This window comes from Roseixanthobacter liquoris, assembly GCF_043195135.2.
GTDB lineage: Bacteria > Pseudomonadota > Alphaproteobacteria > Rhizobiales > Xanthobacteraceae > NCEH01.
Map to the genome: position 1 here is coordinate 2231901 of NZ_CM195537.1, position 17950 is coordinate 2249850.

Here is a 17950-nt window from a genome sequence, read left to right on the forward strand (position 1 = left end):
CCCATTTGGCGAGCGTGATCGTCGGGAAAGGCTCCGCCCCCTCACCCGTCCGCTGCGCGGCCGACCTCTCCCCGTCGGGGAGAGGTAAAACCGAGCGGCCACCTCTCTGGGGTGAGCCCGGCTAGCTCCCTCTCCCCGAGGGGGAGAGGGCTGGGGTGAGGGGGCGCTTCTCACGCCGTGCCGATGCTCCGGCGGGGGACGCTGATGCTGCAAGACGCCATTGATCTTCGTGACCGGAAGGATGTTCCATGACCCTTCAATTCAAGCCCAACGAGACCTTCCGCCGCGACTTCACCTATCGCAATTCCAGCGCGGCGATCCTGCACTTCCCGTTCCCGTTTCCCGAAGACCAGTACATGTATTCGGTGAACATCGAGCCCCATGTGAAGGGCGGCGCGAGCCCGGCCTATGACCATGTGTTCGACGTGGACGAGCATTATGTCGCCGAATGCCGCGAGCGCGCGCAGGTGCTGGCGGAAGATCCCAAGCGCTGCCAGGTGCTGCCGCACATGATGGCGGCGCAATGGGACACGCTCGAACTCATCATGGAAAGCCTCGCCGCCGATTACCCCGAGCATTTCTCGCTCACCAAGGCGGGAGATCTGTGGACCTGGATCAACCGGCCGCTGGGCCTCCACCAGAGCTTCACCTTCGGCAAGGCGGAAACCCTGCCGTGCCCGCCGTTCGAATATATCACCCGCCAGGCCCAGGGCGATTTCACCCTGCAGGACCAGCGCGAGGACAATCTCTATGTGGACGGCGGCATGGTCACCACCCAGGCCGACTGGTCGTTCGAATTCGACATCGGCATGAGCTTCCACGAATGGCACGGCCCGGTGCCGCTGGCGCACGAGAAGGGCGTGTTCGACCGGGCGCTGAAATATCTGCTGCGCCTGCAATATGGCGCGCCGGTGCGGCGGCTGAACTGGACCATGACCATCAATCCCCGCCTCGATACCTCGCCGGAGAATTATCCCGTCTGGGGGCCGGACAAGGCCAGCGTCACGCCGGAGAACGTCGGGCACAAGGTGCATCTGCGCGTGGAATTGCAGACCCTGTTCCGCCTGCCGCGTTCCAACGCGATCCTGTTCGGCATCCGCTGCTATCTGGCGAGCCTGGAGGAGGTGGCGCGGGTACCCAAATGGGGCAAGCGGCTGCACCGCGTGCTGCGCGACCTGCACCCCGATATCCAGGCCTACAAGGGCCTGCCGCGGTTCCGTCAGCTGGCGGTGGACTATCTCGCCACGCTCGACGACGGCGCCGAGCTTTCCAAGGGCATCCAGAGCGAGCTGACCTCGCTCTGAGCATTTCATTGTTTCACAGACACAATGAAACGCTCCTCATTGCTTTTTCGCATTTTCTTCACGCGAACCGGTATCCACTTCGCTCGAAAATGCGCTGAGCCGAAGGGGGCAGGGCCGCACGGCCCCGCCCTTTAAGCGCTTACGCCGGTGCGGCGGCTTCCTGCACGCCGACGATTTCCTTCGCTTCCCGCACCATCATCGCCGCCGCGAGGCCTACCAGCGAGATCGCCGGCAGCATCAGGATGGCGTAATGATAGGCCTGCGCCGAATATTGCCCGGTGTCGCCCGAGCCGCCGACCAGATCCAGCACCAGGCCGAACGCCCATTCCGCGACCCCGCCCAGCAGCATGATGATCATGTTGGTGGAGGCAAGCGCGGTGCCCGTGACGGTCTGGGGATTATGCTCCACCACCGTCGCGAAGCAGATCACCTGCGAGCATGAGGCGAGCCCCAGCAGCAGCAGCAGCAGATAGGCCACCGGCAGCGACATGTTGGGAACGACCGCGATCACGAAGGTCACCACCAGCGTCGCCGCGCTGGCATAGAGCAGGATCGGCCGGCGGATGCCGAGCTTGTCCGAGGTGTAGCCGGCGAGCGGCCCGCCCACCAGCCAGCCCACATACATCATGGACACCGCGCCGGTGGCCTCCAGCTTCGAGGCGCCGGTGATGGCGGAGATATATTCCGCGCCCCACAGCGCGCCGAGGATCGACAGCGGCATGTAGAGCGCCGCGCCGATGATGCCGAGATACCAGCTCTGCGGGTTCGCATAGACGATGCGCAGCGCCCGCAGCACGTTGGGCTTGTAGGGATGGGGCACGTCCGTGCCGGTGGGCGGCCGGCTCGGAATGACGAACACGATCAGCGCGGTGACGGCGATGCCGACGAAGCCTGCCCCGATCAACGCGCTCTGCCAGCCGAGCGTTTCCACCATGCGCGCGATGCCGGCATTGCCGATGATGGCGCCCGCCATGCCGAGCGAGGTGGTGAGGCCCGAGAGCCGCGCCAGCATGGAGCGGGGAAACCATTCCGCCGCGATATACATGGTGCCGACGAAGGCGAAGGCCGAGCCGAAGCCCTGCGCGAACCGCGCCGCCACCAGGAAGAAGCTGCTGGAGCCGATGATCTCCAGGAACGCGCCGGAGGTGCAGATCAGCGCCGAGACCACCAGCACCTGCTTCACGCCGAAGCGGTCGATGATGGTGCCCGAGATGAGCTGCATGGGCGAATAGACGAGATAATAGGTGCCCGCCGCCGCGCCTAGGGCCGCCGCCGAGAGGCCGAAATGGGTTTGCAGCTCCGGCTCCATGGCGGAGGGAGCGACGCGGACGAAGAATTCATACAGGTAGAACAGGGCCGCGGTGCCCCAGATCATCCAGCCGTGCAGGGTGGCCTTTCCCTGAAAGCCGGGTCCGCGATCCTCGATAAGCATATCCCCCGCTCCCATGCGACCCGTTTTGCGCAAGGTCCCATGAAGCAATCGGCAGGCCAAGTCCTTTTGCGGCCGCGCCGCGGCCGGCGGCGCGGCGAATGTGGACAAATCTCAGATGCTTGAGCGCGGCCGTGGGGATCTCAGCCCGGGCTTGCCAGCACATGCACGCTGAACAGACGCTCCGGGTCGGTCCAGGCCGCCTCGCTTTCCCAGCCGGCATTGGCGGCGAGGTCCGCGAACCCCTCCAGCGTGTATTTGTAGCTGCATTCGGTGTGGAGGCTTTCCCCCGCCGCGAAATGATAGGCGGCCCCGTCCAGGTGCACGGTCTGCGCCTCCGCGCTGACGAGGTGCATCTCGATCCGGCTCGCCGGCGCGTTGAAGAAGGCGCGGTGCACGAAGGCGGAAAGCTCGAAATCGGTGCCCAGCTCGCGATTGGCGCGGGCGAGCACATTCGTGTTGAACCGGGCGGTCACGCCCGCCGCGTCATTATAGGCGGCGTGAAGCCGGCGCGGATCCTTCACCAGGTCCACGCCGACGATCATGCGGCTGCCGGGGCCGAGGGTCTCGCGGGCATGGGCGAGGAAGTCGCGGGCATCGGCCGGTTCGAAATTGCCGATGGTGGAGCCCGGGAAGAAGCCCAGCAGCGGCCGCCCGCGCGCCATCTGCGGCAGGGCGAAGCGCTGGGTGAAATCATCCGCCAGCGGCAGGATCTCGATGCCCGGATAGGCGCGGCGCAGGTCGGTGGCGGTGCGCTCCAGGAATTCGGCGGAAATATCCACCGGCACATAGGCCGCGAGATGGGGGATGCGGTCCAGCAGCAGGCGCACCTTCACGCTGGCGCCGCTGCCGAATTCCACCAGCACCCCGCCGGGCGGCAGCAGGGCCGCCAGATCTTCCGCATGATCGCGCAGGATGCCGATCTCGGTGCGGGTGGGATAATATTCGTCGAGCTGCGTGATCTGCTCGAACAGGGCCGAGCCGGTGGCATCGTAGAAATATTTCGGTGCGAGGCGCTTGGTGCGGGCGGACAGCGCGAGGGCGAGATCGCGGGCGAATTCCGCGCTCGGGGCCAGGGGCTCGGCCCGTTCGGCGGCGTGGGGCAGGGACATGATGTCTCCTAAGGTCAGATCGCGTCGTCGGCGAGGCGCAGCCCGCTGAACTGCCAGCGCTGATGGGGATGGAAGAAATTGCGATAGGTCGCGCGCTCATGGCCGTGCGGCGTGGCGAGCGAGGAACCGCGCAACACCATCTGGTTGATCATGAACTTGCCGTTGTATTCGCCGAGCGCGCCGGGGGCCGCGCGGTAGCCGGGATAGGCGCCGTAGAAGCTGCGCGTCCATTGCCACACCACGCCGAACGCGTCCGCCAGCAGCCCCTTGCCGGCCGCCACCTCGAATGCCTCTTCGGTGGGCAGGGACCGGCCGGCGAAACGCGCGAAGGCGTCGGCCTCGTAATAGCTCACGTGGCACACCGGGGCGGTGAGATCCACCGGGCGCAGGCCGCCGAGGGTGAGCGCGAACCATTGTCCGTCCACCTGCCGCCAATAGAGCGGGGCCTCCCAGCCGCCCGCCTGGGCGGCGCCGAAACCTTCCGACAGCCACAGCAGCGGGTCGGCATAGCCGCCGGCCTCCATGAAGGCGAGCCAGTCGCCATTGGTGACGAGATGCCGGTCGATCCGGGTGGGCGGCACCAGCACCTGATGGGCGGGGCCCTCATTGTCGAACGAAAAGCCAGGCCCCTCGTGGCCGATGCGATAGAGGCCGCCGGCGACCAGCACCTGTTCGCGCGGGTCCTCGCCGACGTCCGGCCCGGTGGCGGGCGCGGTCCAGGTGGGATCATAGGCGGGGTCGGTGGGATTCTGGGAAAAGGCGTGGAGGATGTCGGTCAGCATCAGTTCCTGATGCTGCTGCTCGTGGTTGAAGCCGATCTCCATCACCGCGGCGAGGGCGGGCAGGTGAGCCGCGTCCACTTCTTCGAGCAGCGGGATCACCGCCGCGTCCACATGGGCGCGATAGGCGCCGACCTCCTGTGCGGTGGGGCGCGAGATCAGCCCGCGCTTCGGCCGCTCGTGACGCGGGCCGGCGGCGACATAATAGGAATTGAACAGGAAGGCGAAGCGATCGTCGAACGGCACATAGGCCGGCGCATGCGCCCGCAGGACGAATTGCTCGAAGAACCAGGTGGTGTGGGCGCGATGCCATTTGATGGGGCTCGCGTCCGGCATGGACTGGAGGATCTGGTCCTCGGCGGACAGGGGAGCGGACCGCCGCTCGGTTTCCCCGCGCACCGCCCGATAGGCCGCGACCAGGCTGGAACGCGCGCGCGGGGCCTCGGTGTCGGGTGCGGAGTGCGATGCGGCACGCGCGGCCTGGGATGGCCAGGACATGGGCTTCTCCATTTTCCGCCGGGCAGGATGCCTCACCGGGACGTTGATTGGGTCAAACGTCGGGTCGGCGTGCCGGTTCCGAAAGGGGGCGCATGATTTTTTTCGTCGGCGGGGCCCTTATGACAGCGCATGGCCTCATAATGAGGGGAGGGAGATTCTTTTTCAAAAAATGCCGATAACGTCCGACAAACCCTCGCTGCGCCGCCTGCAATATGCCGCCTTGCCGTATCGGCAGCGGCAGGATGGGGAAGTGCAGATTCGCCTGATCACGTCGCGCGAGACGCGCCGCTGGGTGGTGCCCAAGGGCTGGCCCATCAAGGGGCTGACGCCGCCGCAGACGGCCGCGCGCGAAGCCTATGAGGAAGCCGGGCTGATCGGCGCCATGTCGCAGGCCGCGGCCGGCCTCTACAGCTATGAGAAGCGCCTCTCGCCCACCCGCTCGGTGCCGTGCGACGTGATGGTGTTTCCCATGAAGGTGAAGCGCTATGTGAAGAAATGGCCGGAGCGGCTGGAGCGCGTCGGCTTCTGGTTCAGTGCCGATAGCGCCGCCGCGGCGGTGCAGGAAGAGGGGCTGGCCCAGATCATCCTCCAGTTCGCCGCGGCGCTTACCGCGCGACACGCAGCGAAGGTCGCGGCGCGGGAAGAGGAACTGGCCGCCCAGGCGGCGGCCAAACGGAAGGCGGCCGCGAAGGGGAAGGCCTCGACGAAGCAGAAGGCGCCGGCGGCACCCGCGGCTTCCCCCATCGAGGCCGCGCCGGCCGATCTCGCGCCGGCCGCACCCGCCGTCGCGGCGGGCCCCGGCAAGGCCGCGGGGAAGAAAGCCGAAGCCCGGAAATCCGGGATCAAGAAGCCGGAGGTCAAGAAACCCGAGGTCAAGAAGCCCGAGGCCAAGAAGCCCGAGGCCAAGAAGCCCGAGGCCAAGAAGCCCGAGGCCAAGAAGCCCGAGGTCAAGAAATCCGAGGGCGGGAAATCCAAGGCCGAGAAGCCCAAGGCCGGTGGCGCCGCGACCGGGACCGCCAAAGCCGGAAAGGCCATGCCGCAGGCGGTGGGCGTTTCGCCCGCGGTGGTGGGAGCCGACTCGTCTTCGGACGAGGAAGGCGGGGCCGGCTCCGGGGGCGAGGCCATGGGTGGGGCATCGGCAACGGCCGGGGCACACGCCTCGCGGGCCGAGACGGCGTCTGCCAAAAAAGCGCCGCCCGAGAAAGCGCCGCCCAAGAAATCGCAGCCGAAGAAATCGCAGCCGAAGAAATTGCCCCCCGAGAAGTCGCCCCCCAAGGCGCGGGATGCGAAAGCCCAGACCGTGAAAGCCGAGGATGCGGCTGCCCTTCGCCCTGCGCCGATTCTGCATGCGCCGGCTTCGCCGCTGCCGGACGCCGACAGCGCCTCGCCGGCCGCCGGCAAGAAGGCCGCCGCAAAGGCGCAGCAGGGCGACAGGCGCGAAGATGGGAAGCGTGAGAGCAAGAAGGGGAGCGCCAAGAAGGCGAGCGCCAAAAAGGCGGGGACAAAGAAAGCCGCGCACAAACCCGGGCCGGGTGAAATCCCGGGCGATGCGCGCGCGGCAGACGGCCGAAACGCGCAGCGGCCCGGCAACGCCCTGGCGTCCGAACTCTAGGATCGCGGCCCGGCCGGCGGGGGTTTCGCTTCCTTTACGTCATCTTGGCGTCTCGCGATCCGAGCCGCCGCGCAGCGGCCGCGCTTGCGCTTCCGCTGTTTGAAATGACACGAAACCATGTCACACATGCCCCGGCTTCCGGCGCGCGGGCGGCTTTCAGGCGGGCGAATTCCCGCCGGCACCTGCGGCCGAAGCTGCCGTGCCGCGCCGGATGGGCGCGGTCCGTAAACGCAGCAAGCTTGAAGGAAACCGGCCATGAGCGATCTTGTCTTCATCGCCTTCCCCACGGAACAGCGGGCCGTCGAGGTTCGCGACAAGATCCTGGGCATGCAGAAGGAATATCTCATCGAGCTCGGCGATGCGGTCATCGCCGTCAAGGATGAGAACGGCCACATCAAGCTGAACCAGCTGATCAACACCACCGCCACCGGCGCCATGTCCGGCGCGCTGTGGGGCACGCTGATCGGCTTCATCTTCATGATGCCGCTGGTGGGCACGGCCATCGGCGCCGCCTCGGGTGCGCTCGGTGGCGCGCTGACCGATGTCGGCATCAACGACCAGTTCGTGAAGGATGCCGCCGGCGCGCTTCAGCCCGGCACCGCCGGCCTGTTCCTGCTGATCCGCAAGATGACCACGGACAAGGTCCTGGAAGACCTGCGCGGCGTCGGCGGCACGGTGATGAGCACCTCGTTCGACCACACCAAGGAAAACGCCCTGCGCGACGCGCTCGCCGCCCATGCGGCGGGCGAGACCAGCTCCGAGACTCCCGCCGCGCCGGCCGTCGGCGCCGCGCCGGCTGCGCCGACCGCCTGAGCGGCCGGTCCATCGGACTGAAAAGCAGAGGGACCGTTCGCCGGGGGGCGAACGGTCCCTTTTTCATGCGCGGTTCAGCGCGGAAGGCTCAGCGCCACCAGCCGCCCGGGCGATAGACCCAGGTATTGCCCCGGCGCACCCAGGTGCCATCGCGATAGCGATAGCCGGGACGGCCGGCGACCCAGCGGCCGGGCACCCACACATAAGTGCGGCGCCGCGCATCCCAGGTCCAGAAGCCGGACACCCAGACCCAGCCGGGACGGGGCGGCGGGGGGCGGCGCTCGACGCGCAGCGGCGGCGGCGGCGGCTGGATGAAAATCTGGGCATCGGCCTGGCTCGACGCGGCGATGGGCGCGGCGGCGGCGAGACCGGCGGTCAGCAGACCACCGAGGAGGGACCGTCGAGAGATCATGGGAGGCATTTCCTTGAATTCGTCCGGCGGGCCGGTGCGGAATCAGGCATTCCCCGCCGGCGGCCGGTGGCGTGTTTGGCAGGCCCTTATGGCGTTTTTGCGCGGGATCGTGCCATCGCGAAGGCGCGGGTGAGACGTTCCGGCACGGCGCTGGCCCATAAGTGCTTGAAGCCGCGATGGCAGCTACAGGGCGGGGATGAAGATCGCGTTAACCCTGCCGGGAGAAAGGGCCGGGGCGCGGCCGATGCCGGCCCCTCGGCCTCGCTGTTCAGCCCCGACAGTCAGGGGTGGGGGGACCTGAGAGCGGGCGCCTTCGGTTCCGCGGTCTCTCGGCCACCGTCTCTCGGTCACCGTCTCTTGTGGTCGTCTCTCGCGCGTCATGGCCGGGCCTGTCCCGGCCATGACGCCGCGCCGCCTGCGCGCGCCCACGCGCCTTGGAACCCACGCGCCTTGGAAAGCTGGCGCCGGCGGCTCCGCGCGGATGCACGGGACGAGGCCGGGCATGACGATTGCCCGGCTTCGTGGCGCGGGATCCGCGCGCCGGGCTCAGTGCGCCAGGAACAGCGGCACCGGCGAACGCTCGATCAAGGCGCGGGTGAAGCCGCCGAGCACCCATTGCTGAAGCCGCGAGTGCACGAACGCGCCCATCACCACCATGTCGCCGCGGAACAGGCCCACCTGGCCGCGCAGGGTCTCGGCCGCATCGCCATCGCGCACGCTGATGTCGTTCACGCTCACCTTCACGCCGTGCCGCGCGAGGTTCGGTGCGAGTTCTGCGCCGGGGACGGCGTGGGCGAGATCCTTCTCGCCCTTGATGCAGAGGATTTCCACCTCCTGCGCGGCCTTCAGCAGCGGCAGGGCGAAGGCGACCGCGCGGGCGGCGCGCTCGCTGCCGTCCCAGGCGATGACGATGCGCTCGGCGCGGAACGCGGTCACGCCCGGCGGCACGGCGAGCACCGGGCGGCCGCCGCGGGTGACCACGTTTTCGATGATGTCGCGGCCGATTTCCATCGGCTCTGGCGTGGTTTCGAGCACGGCGATGTCATGCACGCGCGCCTGGCCGACGAAGGCGTCCAGCAGTTCCGCCAGGGGCAATTGCAGGGTCTCCACCGAGCAGGTGAGGCCCGAGGCATCGGCCTCGCCGCGCGCGCGCTCCACGGTCGCGACCGCCGCCTCCCGCACCCGGCGATTTTCCGAGCCGGCGAGTTCCGCAGCGAAATGGCCGACGGCGCTGCGCGGCACGCTCACCTTCAGCGCCGCCGCCTGAACCGTGATGTGCGCCCCCGCCGCCTGGGCGAAGGAGAGCCCGTAGGCCAGGGCGGAACTGGCGCGGTCCGTGCCTTCTTCGGTGATGCCGACAAGGATGCTCTTGAAATCTGAGACAGAGGCCACGGCGTTGCTCCTCAATGTATTCATTATATTCTTACGCTACGGCATTTGATGCGTGTGCTTGTATGATTCAAGTCAAAAGCGCGCGCGGGTCGCGTCGGTTCTTGGCTCCGCCGGGCGCGAAGCCGCCCGCTAGAACGGCACGGAGAGGCGGGCGCTGAGTTCCTGGGCGAGGAAATCATTGCCCACCTGCGCCTTATATTCGGCCCGCACCTCATAGCGCTTGGCATTCACCAGCTGGAGGCCGGCCGTCAGGTCCAGCAGCGTCGCCGGCATGGGCACGGAATTGGTGAAGTCGGGCACGGACGGCGCGGCGCCGGCAAGGCTGCTCTGGAAGTTGAGCCTGTCGTTGGACAGGAAGGTCACCCCGACGCTGCCATAGGGCCGCAGCCAATAGTCCGGACTGAGGTCGACCCGGGCGCCGATTTCCACCGCCGGGCTGAAGGCGAGCGTCCATTCCTGGAGCGAGGCGATGGAGAGGTTCAGCGGCCCCGCCTGGGTCTCCGAATAGCCGGGCATATAGGTGTAGAGCAGGTCGAGATCGGCATAGGGCCGCAGGTACCAATTGGCGAAGCCGAACTCGTAGGAGGCGCGGGCCCGCGCGCCGGAGGTGAACACGCTGGCGCTGCCTTCCGCGATCCAGCGATTGGTGCCGATGAAGATGTTGCGGGTGTTGTCATAGCTGCCGAAACCGGCGTGCCCGGCGAGCGAGAACAGCCACGGGCCCACCTGGTGCTTCACCGACAGCGCGACATCCGCGCCCTGGCCATCGGAAGAGCCGAAGCCGCTATTGGTTGTGAGCGAGGTGTCCGAATAGCCGACGGTCGCGCCCACGAACCAGTCGGTCATCACCTCCTTCTGGGTGCCGACGCGATAGGTGAGGGCATCCAGAGTGAAGCCGCTGCCGCTGGTGTCGGAATATTGCTCCGCGCGGGTGCCGATCACCCGGGCCCAGGTGCAGTCGGTCTCGGCGAGAAGGGTTCCGCTGCCGGAGAAAACCGGGCAGCTCAGCGCCGCCGTCAGCGAGGTACGGGCGCCGCGGGTCTGGTTCACGGCGGCGGCCTGCATCTGGTCGCCGGAGAGGTTCTGCAAGGCGCGCTCGTAGCCGGCGGCGGTCTGCACATTGGCGAGGCTGGCGAACACCGAGGACAGTCCGGTCGACGTGGCGTTCCAGGATTGCTGGAGCGACTGCGCCATCGCCGCCTCGTTGGCGGTGAGGGAGACGCCCGACGGGGTGAAATTGGCCGTGGGCGTGAGCAGCAGCGTATTGTCCACCTGGGTGAGGCCGAAGCTGACGACCCCGAGGGCGGACGGCTGGAGGAGCTGCGCGCTGCCGGTCATCGCGTCCGTGCTGGTGAGAATGGTGTAGGTGAGCGGCAGAAGGTTCGCGCCCACCAGCGGTTGCACGCTGCCGCCGAGGCTCGTGGTGCCGGAGACGTTCAGCACGTCGTTGGTCTGCCCCGCATTGACGGCGGCATTGATGTCGATGCCCAGGATGCCGCCGGGGCTTTGCACGTAGCTGCCTTGCAGCATGGTGGAAAGCTCCACATTGCGGCCGCCCGGGTTCAGCGTTCCGGCATTGGTGAAGGTGCCGCCATAGGGCACGCCCTCGAACGTGGTGCTGGTGCCGAGCCCCACCAGCGTGCCGGGGTTGAAGTGCGCGCCGGCGGCGTTCTGGAACGTGCTGGCCTGGGCCTGCGTGAGGTCCACATTGCCCGAGAGGGTGCCGGCATTGGTGATGGCGAATGCTTCGTACGTGCCGATGATCGCCGTGCCGGAAAGGGCGCTCACCTTGCTGCCCGCGCCGAAGGTCACGGTGTTGTCGGGATTTCCGCCCTGCAGCACCAGCGCGGCGCCGGTGCCGCTGCCGCCGGTCAGCGTGCCGGTGAAGTTCACGTTGATGGCGCCGCCGCCGCCGATGATGGCGCCGTTCACGGCCTGGAATCCGCTTTGGGCAAAGATGCCGGCCGCGCCTGCGCCGGTGGCGGAAATGGTGCCGGAAAGGTCGATGCTCACGCCCCCGGCGCCGCCGGCATACACGCCGTAATCGGCGCGCGGGGCGCCGGTGGCGGGCGGGAGCGCGATGCCCTGGGTGGAACCGATGGCGCCGCCGCCCGCGCTGAGGCTCTGGGCGAAAATGCCGTGCGCATTGGCGCCGGTGGTGGCGATCAGCATGCCGCCCTGCGCGTCCGGCGCCATGGCGATGCTCACCGCGCCGCCGAGCATGGACGTGAGGTCCGGGTTGGCATTCGGCGGCAGCACAGTCATGCCGGCCGTGTTCATGGCGCCGCTATAGCCGCCGCCCCCGCCGATGGATTGGGCGAAGATGCCGATCGCGCCCGTGCCCGTGGTGCGGATGGAGCTGCCGCCGCCGAGCAGGATGTTCACGCCGCCGCCATTGCCGAGCCCGCTGCCGCCGACGCCGCCGCTCACGGTGACCGGCATGGCCGGACCCGCCCCGTCGGTCGCGAAACCGCCGCCGCCGCCGATGGATTGGGCCAGGATGCCGAACGCATTGTCGCCGCTGGTGGTGAGCATGCCCGTGTGGGTGATGTTCACGATGCCGCCGCCGCCGTTCGTCAGCGCCGAGCCGCCGATGGTGAGCGCCAGGGTGCCGCTCGCGGCATATAATTGCTGCGCATAGGCGCTGGCGATGCCGTTGAGATCCACGCCGAGGCCCAGCAGGCCCTGGACGATCTGGTTCTCCAGGGAGACGATCTCGGTGTTGGTCGGCCCGTTCAGGCCGGGCTGTTCGGGATTGACGATGAACACCCCGCCGCCGCCGCCGATCGCCTGCCCGACGATGCCATGGGATTCGCTGCCGGTGGTCTTGATGGTCCCGGCATTGGTGATCTGAACCGTGTCCGCGCCGCCGGTCGCGCCCTGCTGGACATTGTTGTTGTTCGCATTCGCGGCGGTGGAGCCGCCGACCGTGATGGAGGCCGTGAGCGAAAGGCTGGTGGAATCCACCGCCAGCCCGCCGACCCCGCCGCCGCCGCCCACGCTCTGGCCGAGGATGCCGAAGGCGGAATCGCCCTGGGTGCTGATCAGGCCCGTGTTGGTGACGGTCACGAGATTGCCGGTGCCCGCGGCGCCGCCGGCGCCGCCGACCCCCACATTCACGTTGATGACGTTGCTGCCCGCGAGCGTGGCGCCGCCGCCATTGCCGCCGCCGCCGCCCACCGACTGGGCGAAGATGCCGAAGGCCGCGTCGTTCTGCGTGGTGATGGTGCCGGCGTTGGAGACGGTGACCACGCCTCCGTTGCCCGCCGCGCCGCCCGCGCCGCCCACCGCGATGTTCGCCTCGGTGGTCGGAAACGAGAGCTTGAGGGCCTCGGACGCGGCATAGGCCGGGAGCTTGGCGGCGAGGATCGCCTTCAGCTCGGATTCGATCGTGTCGGCGAGCACGCCGGCGAGCGCGCCCGCGGGATCGGACGAGGCGGTGCCGCCGCTGCCGCCGCCGCCGCCCACCGACTGCGCCTCGATGCCATGGGCCCCGTCGGCGGTGGTCGCGATGCTGGCGCCGGCGGTGTTCGTCACCGTCACCGCGCCGCCGTCGCCACCGCTTCCGCCCTTGCCGCCCACCGAGAGGTTGAGCTGGTAGTCGTCGGTGCCCGCCGCCTGGCCCGCCGCCGCCGTGCCGCCGCCGCCGCCCACCGATTGGGCGAAGATGCCGCGCGCATCGACGCCGGAGGTGCTGATGAAGCCGTTGTTTGTGACGTTCACCGCCCCGCCGATATTGCCCGAACCGCCGGATCCGCCGACACCGATGGACGCGGCGAAGGATTCGTTGAACGAGAATGGAATGATACTGGTGCTGAGATCGACGCCGTTCTGCTGGCCCGACCAGGACCAGGGCAGGCTCACCGAGGTCGCGGCCGTGCCGGTGCCGCCATTGCCGCCGCCGCCGCCAATGCTGGCGGCATAGATCGCGTCGGCCGCGAAGCCGGCGGTGCTCAGCGTCGCATTGGCATTGTTGAGGACGGTGACGCCCTGGCCGATGCCACCGCCACCGCCGCCGCCGCCCACGCTCACCGAGAGGGCGAGGACCAGCGAGGAGCCATAGGTGTAGGTGGAGGTCGCCGCATTGCCGCCATTGCCGCCGCCGCCGCCGATGGATTGGGCGAGGATGGCATAGGCCTGGTCGCTCTGGGTGCTGATGTAATTGAGGTTGGCGGCGGTGATCTGGCCGCCGTTGCCGCCATAGGCGCCGGTGCCGCCGATGCCGATGGTGACGCCGATGTTCGGCACTTCTCCATAGCCGAGGCTGTAGGAGCTGGAATCCGCATTGCCGCCCGAACCGCCGCCGCCGCCGATGCTGAGCGCGGCGATGCCGGCCGCGTCCAGGCCCTGGGTGGTGATGGTCCCGGCGTTGGTGACCCCGATGGCGCCCCCATTGCCGCCGAAGCCGCCGCCGCCGCCCAACGCCACCGCCACGCTCGGCACCACGAAGGAGGCCGACGTGGTGCCGACCGTGCCGCCCGCTCCGCCCGCGCCGCCGACGCTCAGCGCATACATGCCGATGGCGGAATCATTGGTGGTGGCGATCAGCCCGGCATTGAGCAGGTTCAGCCCGCCGCCCGCCCCGCCGCCGCTGCCGTTGCCGCCCACCGTGATGGAGATCGGCCCGAGCCCGTTGACCGCCCCGCCGGAATCCCCGCCGCCGCCGATGGACTGGCCGAACATGCCGTAGCCCTGGTTGCCCGAGGTGGTGATGGTGCCCGTGTTGGTGAGCGAAATGCCGGCGCCCGCCCCGCCGCTTCCCGCATTGCCGCCCTGTTCGTAGACATGTCCGTTGGCCGCCCCACCGGCGCCGCCGCCGCCGCCCTGGCTGAGGCCGTAGATGCCATAGCCGGCGGTGCCGCTGGTGGTGATGGTGGCGGAATTGGTCACCGTCACCGCGAAGTCCACCGAGACGGAGCCGCCCGAGCCGCCATCCCCGCCCGCGCCGCCGTCGGAATCGAACGTCTCCGACGAGAGGCCGCCGGCGCCGCCGTTGCCGCCGAGCGCGGCGGCATAGATGCCGTAGGAGGACGTGCCATAGGTGGTGATGGCTGCGGCATTGGTGACGAATACCGTATCGCCGTTGCCGCCGGCCCCGCCACTGCCGGCATTGCCCACCGTGCCGTTCTGCTGGGAGCCGGACCCGGCATTGCCGCCCGCGCTGATCGCCACGAGGCCGGACGAGGCGGCGCCGTAGGTGGTCACGGACGTGCCGGCATAGGCGGTCACCACGCTGTTGCCGGCGCTGCCGCCGGCCCCGCCTCTGCCGCCGTTGGCGTCGCCCGCATTGGCCTCTGCGCCGTCGCCCCCGGCGCCGCCCTGGCTGAGCGCGCCGAGCGCGGGCGAACCGATGCCGTAGGTCACCGCCTGGGCCACGGCGCCGGAAGAGTTGCCGAAATTCAGGGTTGCCGCGACCGCCCCGCCGCCCGCCCCGCCATGGGCGCCGGTGCCGTCCACCGCCGCGCCGCCCGCGCCACCCGTGCTGGCGATCCACGCCGCAGGGGAGTGGGTGTAGTTGCCGCCCGCGAGACTCGTGCCGGTGACGACGCTTCCGGTGAGATTGAGCGTGACGGCGCCGCCGGCGCCGCCCGCGCTGCCGGAGCTGGCCCCGGCGCCCGCGCCGCCGGTGGATTCGAGCAGCAGGCCGGCCGAGCTTTCCGCCGCCGTCGTGGCGCCGCTGCCGGGCAGGGCGAGATTGGCGGTGACGGTCACTGCGCCGCCCGCTCCGCCCACGCCGGCGGTGGTGCTGATGCCGCCGTGGCTGGTGGCGCGCAGCGCCGGGGAACTCGCGGCACCGGTGGAAATGACGCCGCCGGCGGTGACGGTGACCGATCCGCCTGTGCCGCCCGAGGCATCCGCCCGGATCGCCGAGGACGAGGCGCCCCGGGTCGCGATCACCGACGAGGCGGTGGTCGTGACGGTGACCGACCCGCCGGCTCCCGCAAAACCATCGCCCAGCGCCGCCGTGCCGGCGGCCCCGCCGTTCGCCTTTGCCAGGATGCCGTCGGACGCCGCGCCGGTGGTGAGGATCGTCCCGCTGTTGGTGACGGTCACCGCGCCGCCGCCGCCGCCGTTTCCGCCATAGCCCTGGAGATTGCTCGAATCCGGGTGCGGATTGCTGCCGCCGTCCCCGCCGTTGGCGGTGGCGAGGAGGCCAGCGCCGGACTGTCCGCCGGTGGTGATCGCGGCGGCGTTTGTGACTTGCGTGGTGCCCCCGGTGCCGCCGGTGCCGCCGAAGGAAAAGCTGCCGCCCTGGCCGCCCACCCCGCCATCGCTGGAGGCATGGAGCCCCTCGGACCTTGCGCCCGTGGCCGTCACGATGCTGCCGGCGTAAGTGAGCAGGGTGGCTGTGCCGCCGCCCCCGCCCGCCCCGCCGTTGCCGCCGTCGCCTTCGCCGTCTCCGGGCGATGCCGCCGAGCCCGCCCCGCCGCGGCTCATCGCGGCGGCGGCCGGGGAGGAGGTGCCGGTGGTGGAGAGCAGGGCCACCCCGCCCTGGGGCGTCCCCAGGGTCACGTTGGCGCTGCCGCCGGTTCCGCCGAGGCTGCCGCCATTGTCGCGCGAGGCGGTGCTGGCCCCCGCCGCGCCGCCATCCGCCTCTGCCCGCACCGCCGACGCGGCGGTGTCGCCCGTGGTCGCGAGCGTGCCGGTGACGAATGCCGCCGCCGACCCGCCATTGCCGCCGATGCCGCCGGTATCCGCCGCGCCGCCCTTGCCGCCGTTCGCCTTCACCAGAAGTCCGTCCGACTTGGTGCCGGAGGTTGTGGGCGCGCCATTGGCATTGGCCGTAATATAGACGCTGGCGACGGCCGTGCCGCCGTCTCCGCCCTTGCTGCCGCTGGCATGCGCGCCGCTGAGGCCGCCATCCCCGCCGACGGCCAGCACGCCGATGCCCGGCGCTTCGGCGCCCGAGGTCGCGACCGTGCCGAGCAGGGTGACGCCGGCCGTGCCGGCGTTTCCGCCGCTTCCGCCCGCGCCCGGCGCGTCGGCCCCGGCGTCCTGACCGCCGCCCTTGCCGCCCTTGCCGCCGTTCGCCTGGGCATAGATGCCGAAAGACGACGCGCCGCTGGTCAGGATGGTGGAGGTGGCCGTGGTGCTGATGGCGGCGGTGCCGCCCGTGAGCCCGGCGCCGCCGCTGGAGCCCATGGAATTGTATTCGCTGGCGCCATAGCCGCCGTGCCCGCCATCGCCGCCCGCCGCGTCGGCGCCGAGGCCATAGGACGATCCCCCGCTGGTGCGGATGGTGCCGGAATTCACGAGGGTGACGCTGCCGCCGGTTCCGCCCGCGGCTCCGGCGGAGCCGGACCCTTCGTCGTCGCCGCCCGCGCCGCCGCTGCCGCCGACGGCGGCCGCCCAAATGCCGGCGGAGCTATCGCCCGATGTGGTGAGGCTGCCGTTGTTGGTGGCGACGATGGTGCCGGCATTGCCGCCGCCGCCGGCGCTGCCGGCGCCATACGAGTTTCCCGGCCCCTCTCCTTTGGCGCCGGCCCCGCCCATCGCATAAAGCAGGATCGCCGCCGCGTCCGACCCTGCGGTGCTGATCGTGGCGCCTGCGGTATTGGTGGCGTTTGCCGTTCCGCCATTGCCGCCACCGCCGCCATTGCCCGCGCCGGAGGCGAAGCCGCCGTCGCCGCCCATCGCGCCATTGCCGCCATTGGCGACGGAAACGAGGCCGCTGGCGGTGTTCGAGACCAGGGTCAGGCTGCCGCTGTTGATGGCGGTCGCGGTGCCCGCCGCGCCGCCGGAGCCGCCGTCCGAGCCTCCGTTGGAGCCGGATCCGCCCTGGCTGGCGCCGCCGCCGCCGCCCGAGGCATCGGCATTGACCGCCGAACGCACGGTCGCGGCGCCCGCCGGAATGGAAATGATGCCGCTGTTGGTGGCGTCGGCGATGTTCCCCGTGCCGCCGGAACCGCCGTTGGAAGGGCCATTGAGGAAATGGTCGCCGTCGAGGCCCGCCTCGGCGCCGCTGCCGCCCAGGCCGCCGATCGAAGTGGCGTAGATGGCGATCGCGGTGGCCGACGCGTTGCCGACCTGAGCCAGGGCACCGGGATTGCCCGGTCCGCCGGGATAATCATTGTCCGACGAATTCGTCCCCTGCGTGCCGTTGCTGTCGGCCGTGTACCAGGTCGCATTATCGGTGAGGCAGGCGGTGGCGACGCAGGTGAAGCCTTGCCCCGCCGCGCCGCTGGTGGAGAGCAGGAGCGCCAGCGAGCCGCCGAGAACGGCAGATGCAAGCGATGTGGATGCCAGCGATGTGGATGCCAGAAAACGCGATGCCAGAAAACGCGACGCACGTGCGGACCGCTCTTCGCCGGCCCGCTCCCCCAATGGCAAATCCATCTCCCGCCCCCGAAAGAGACCCACCCCACACGCCGCTTGTCGCGGAAGCTTTGCTTTGGATAGCAGGGCTTTGAAGGCGCGTCACCGGGGGCGGGCCAAAGAGCGGGGGGCGGGATCCTTTTGCCGACGCGCAGCGTCTTTTCAAGGATGTCCGCTGGTTGCGCCGGAGGGGTGAAGCAATCCCCGGAAGGGGAGGGGCGCCGCCGGCCGCTGCGCGCCCGGAGTTCGGCGCAAGAGGTTCTCACCGCGGGGGCAGTGGGGG

At 69.7% G+C, this 17950-nt stretch carries 9 protein-coding genes; 3 read left to right on the forward strand and 6 right to left on the reverse strand.

Annotated elements, in window-relative coordinates; genetic code table 11:
* Positions 1-248: 248 nt before the first annotated feature.
* Positions 249-1304, forward strand: a complete 1056-nt coding sequence (locus tag V5F84_RS09855; RefSeq protein ID WP_394042774.1) for a heme-dependent oxidative N-demethylase family protein — start codon at positions 249-251, stop codon at positions 1302-1304.
* Positions 1305-1443: 139 nt separating this feature from the next.
* Here the strand turns inward: V5F84_RS09855 and V5F84_RS09860 are convergent, their stop codons facing one another.
* From V5F84_RS09860 to egtB, 3 genes are all read right to left on the reverse strand, one after another.
* Positions 1444-2736, reverse strand: coding sequence for an MFS transporter (locus V5F84_RS09860; protein WP_394042773.1), 1293 nt, complete (start codon positions 2734-2736; stop codon positions 1444-1446).
* A gap of 140 nt (positions 2737-2876) precedes the next feature.
* Positions 2877-3845 carry an L-histidine N(alpha)-methyltransferase gene (gene egtD / locus V5F84_RS09865; RefSeq protein ID WP_394042772.1) on the reverse strand — a complete coding sequence of 323 codons (969 nt, stop codon included), beginning with the start codon at positions 3843-3845 and terminating at the stop codon, positions 2877-2879.
* A 14-nt stretch (positions 3846-3859) separates the two neighbouring features.
* Positions 3860-5122 carry an ergothioneine biosynthesis protein EgtB gene (gene egtB / locus V5F84_RS09870; RefSeq protein ID WP_394042771.1) on the reverse strand — a complete coding sequence of 421 codons (1263 nt, stop codon included), beginning with the start codon at positions 5120-5122 and terminating at the stop codon, positions 3860-3862.
* On the opposite strand from egtB, the gene V5F84_RS09875 reads away from it, so the two are divergent.
* Entirely contained in the window at positions 5121-6734 is a 1614-nt protein-coding gene (locus tag V5F84_RS09875; protein ID WP_394042769.1) for an NUDIX hydrolase, read from the forward strand. The two genes, egtB and V5F84_RS09875, sit on opposite strands and share 2 nt — an antisense overlap.
* A 255-nt stretch (positions 6735-6989) precedes the next feature.
* Positions 6990-7547, forward strand: coding sequence for a DUF1269 domain-containing protein (locus V5F84_RS09880; RefSeq protein WP_394042768.1), 558 nt, complete (start codon positions 6990-6992; stop codon positions 7545-7547).
* A gap of 88 nt (positions 7548-7635) precedes the next feature.
* Here the strand turns inward: V5F84_RS09880 and V5F84_RS09885 are convergent, their stop codons facing one another.
* The 3 genes from V5F84_RS09885 to V5F84_RS09895 form a co-directional block, all read right to left on the reverse strand.
* On the reverse strand, positions 7636-7959 hold the full coding sequence (locus tag V5F84_RS09885; protein ID WP_394042767.1) for a hypothetical protein: 324 nt from the start codon (positions 7957-7959) through the stop codon (positions 7636-7638).
* Between the two features lie 546 nt (positions 7960-8505).
* Entirely contained in the window at positions 8506-9351 is an 846-nt protein-coding gene (locus tag V5F84_RS09890; RefSeq protein WP_394042766.1) for a universal stress protein, read from the reverse strand.
* Positions 9352-9480: 129 nt separating this feature from the next.
* Entirely contained in the window at positions 9481-17688 is an 8208-nt protein-coding gene (locus tag V5F84_RS09895; protein WP_394042765.1) for a hypothetical protein, read from the reverse strand.
* Positions 17689-17950: the final 262 nt, after the last annotated feature.

What these genes read in the sequence shown, in the direction of transcription:
- V5F84_RS09855 (WP_394042774.1), top strand. Translation starts at nt 249, where the DNA reads ATGACCCTTCAATTCAAGCCCAACGAGACCTTCCGCCGCGACTTCACC.
- V5F84_RS09860 (WP_394042773.1), bottom strand. Translation starts at nt 2,736, where the DNA reads ATGCTTATCGAGGATCGCGGACCCGGCTTTCAGGGAAAGGCCACCCTG.
- egtD (WP_394042772.1), bottom strand. Translation starts at nt 3,845, where the DNA reads ATGTCCCTGCCCCACGCCGCCGAACGGGCCGAGCCCCTGGCCCCGAGC.
- V5F84_RS09875 (WP_394042769.1), top strand. Translation starts at nt 5,121, where the DNA reads ATGGGCTTCTCCATTTTCCGCCGGGCAGGATGCCTCACCGGGACGTTG.
- egtB (WP_394042771.1), bottom strand. Translation starts at nt 5,122, where the DNA reads ATGTCCTGGCCATCCCAGGCCGCGCGTGCCGCATCGCACTCCGCACCC.
- V5F84_RS09880 (WP_394042768.1), top strand. Translation starts at nt 6,990, where the DNA reads ATGAGCGATCTTGTCTTCATCGCCTTCCCCACGGAACAGCGGGCCGTC.
- V5F84_RS09885 (WP_394042767.1), bottom strand. Translation starts at nt 7,959, where the DNA reads ATGATCTCTCGACGGTCCCTCCTCGGTGGTCTGCTGACCGCCGGTCTC.
- V5F84_RS09895 (WP_394042765.1), bottom strand. Translation starts at nt 17,688, where the DNA reads ATGGATTTGCCATTGGGGGAGCGGGCCGGCGAAGAGCGGTCCGCACGT.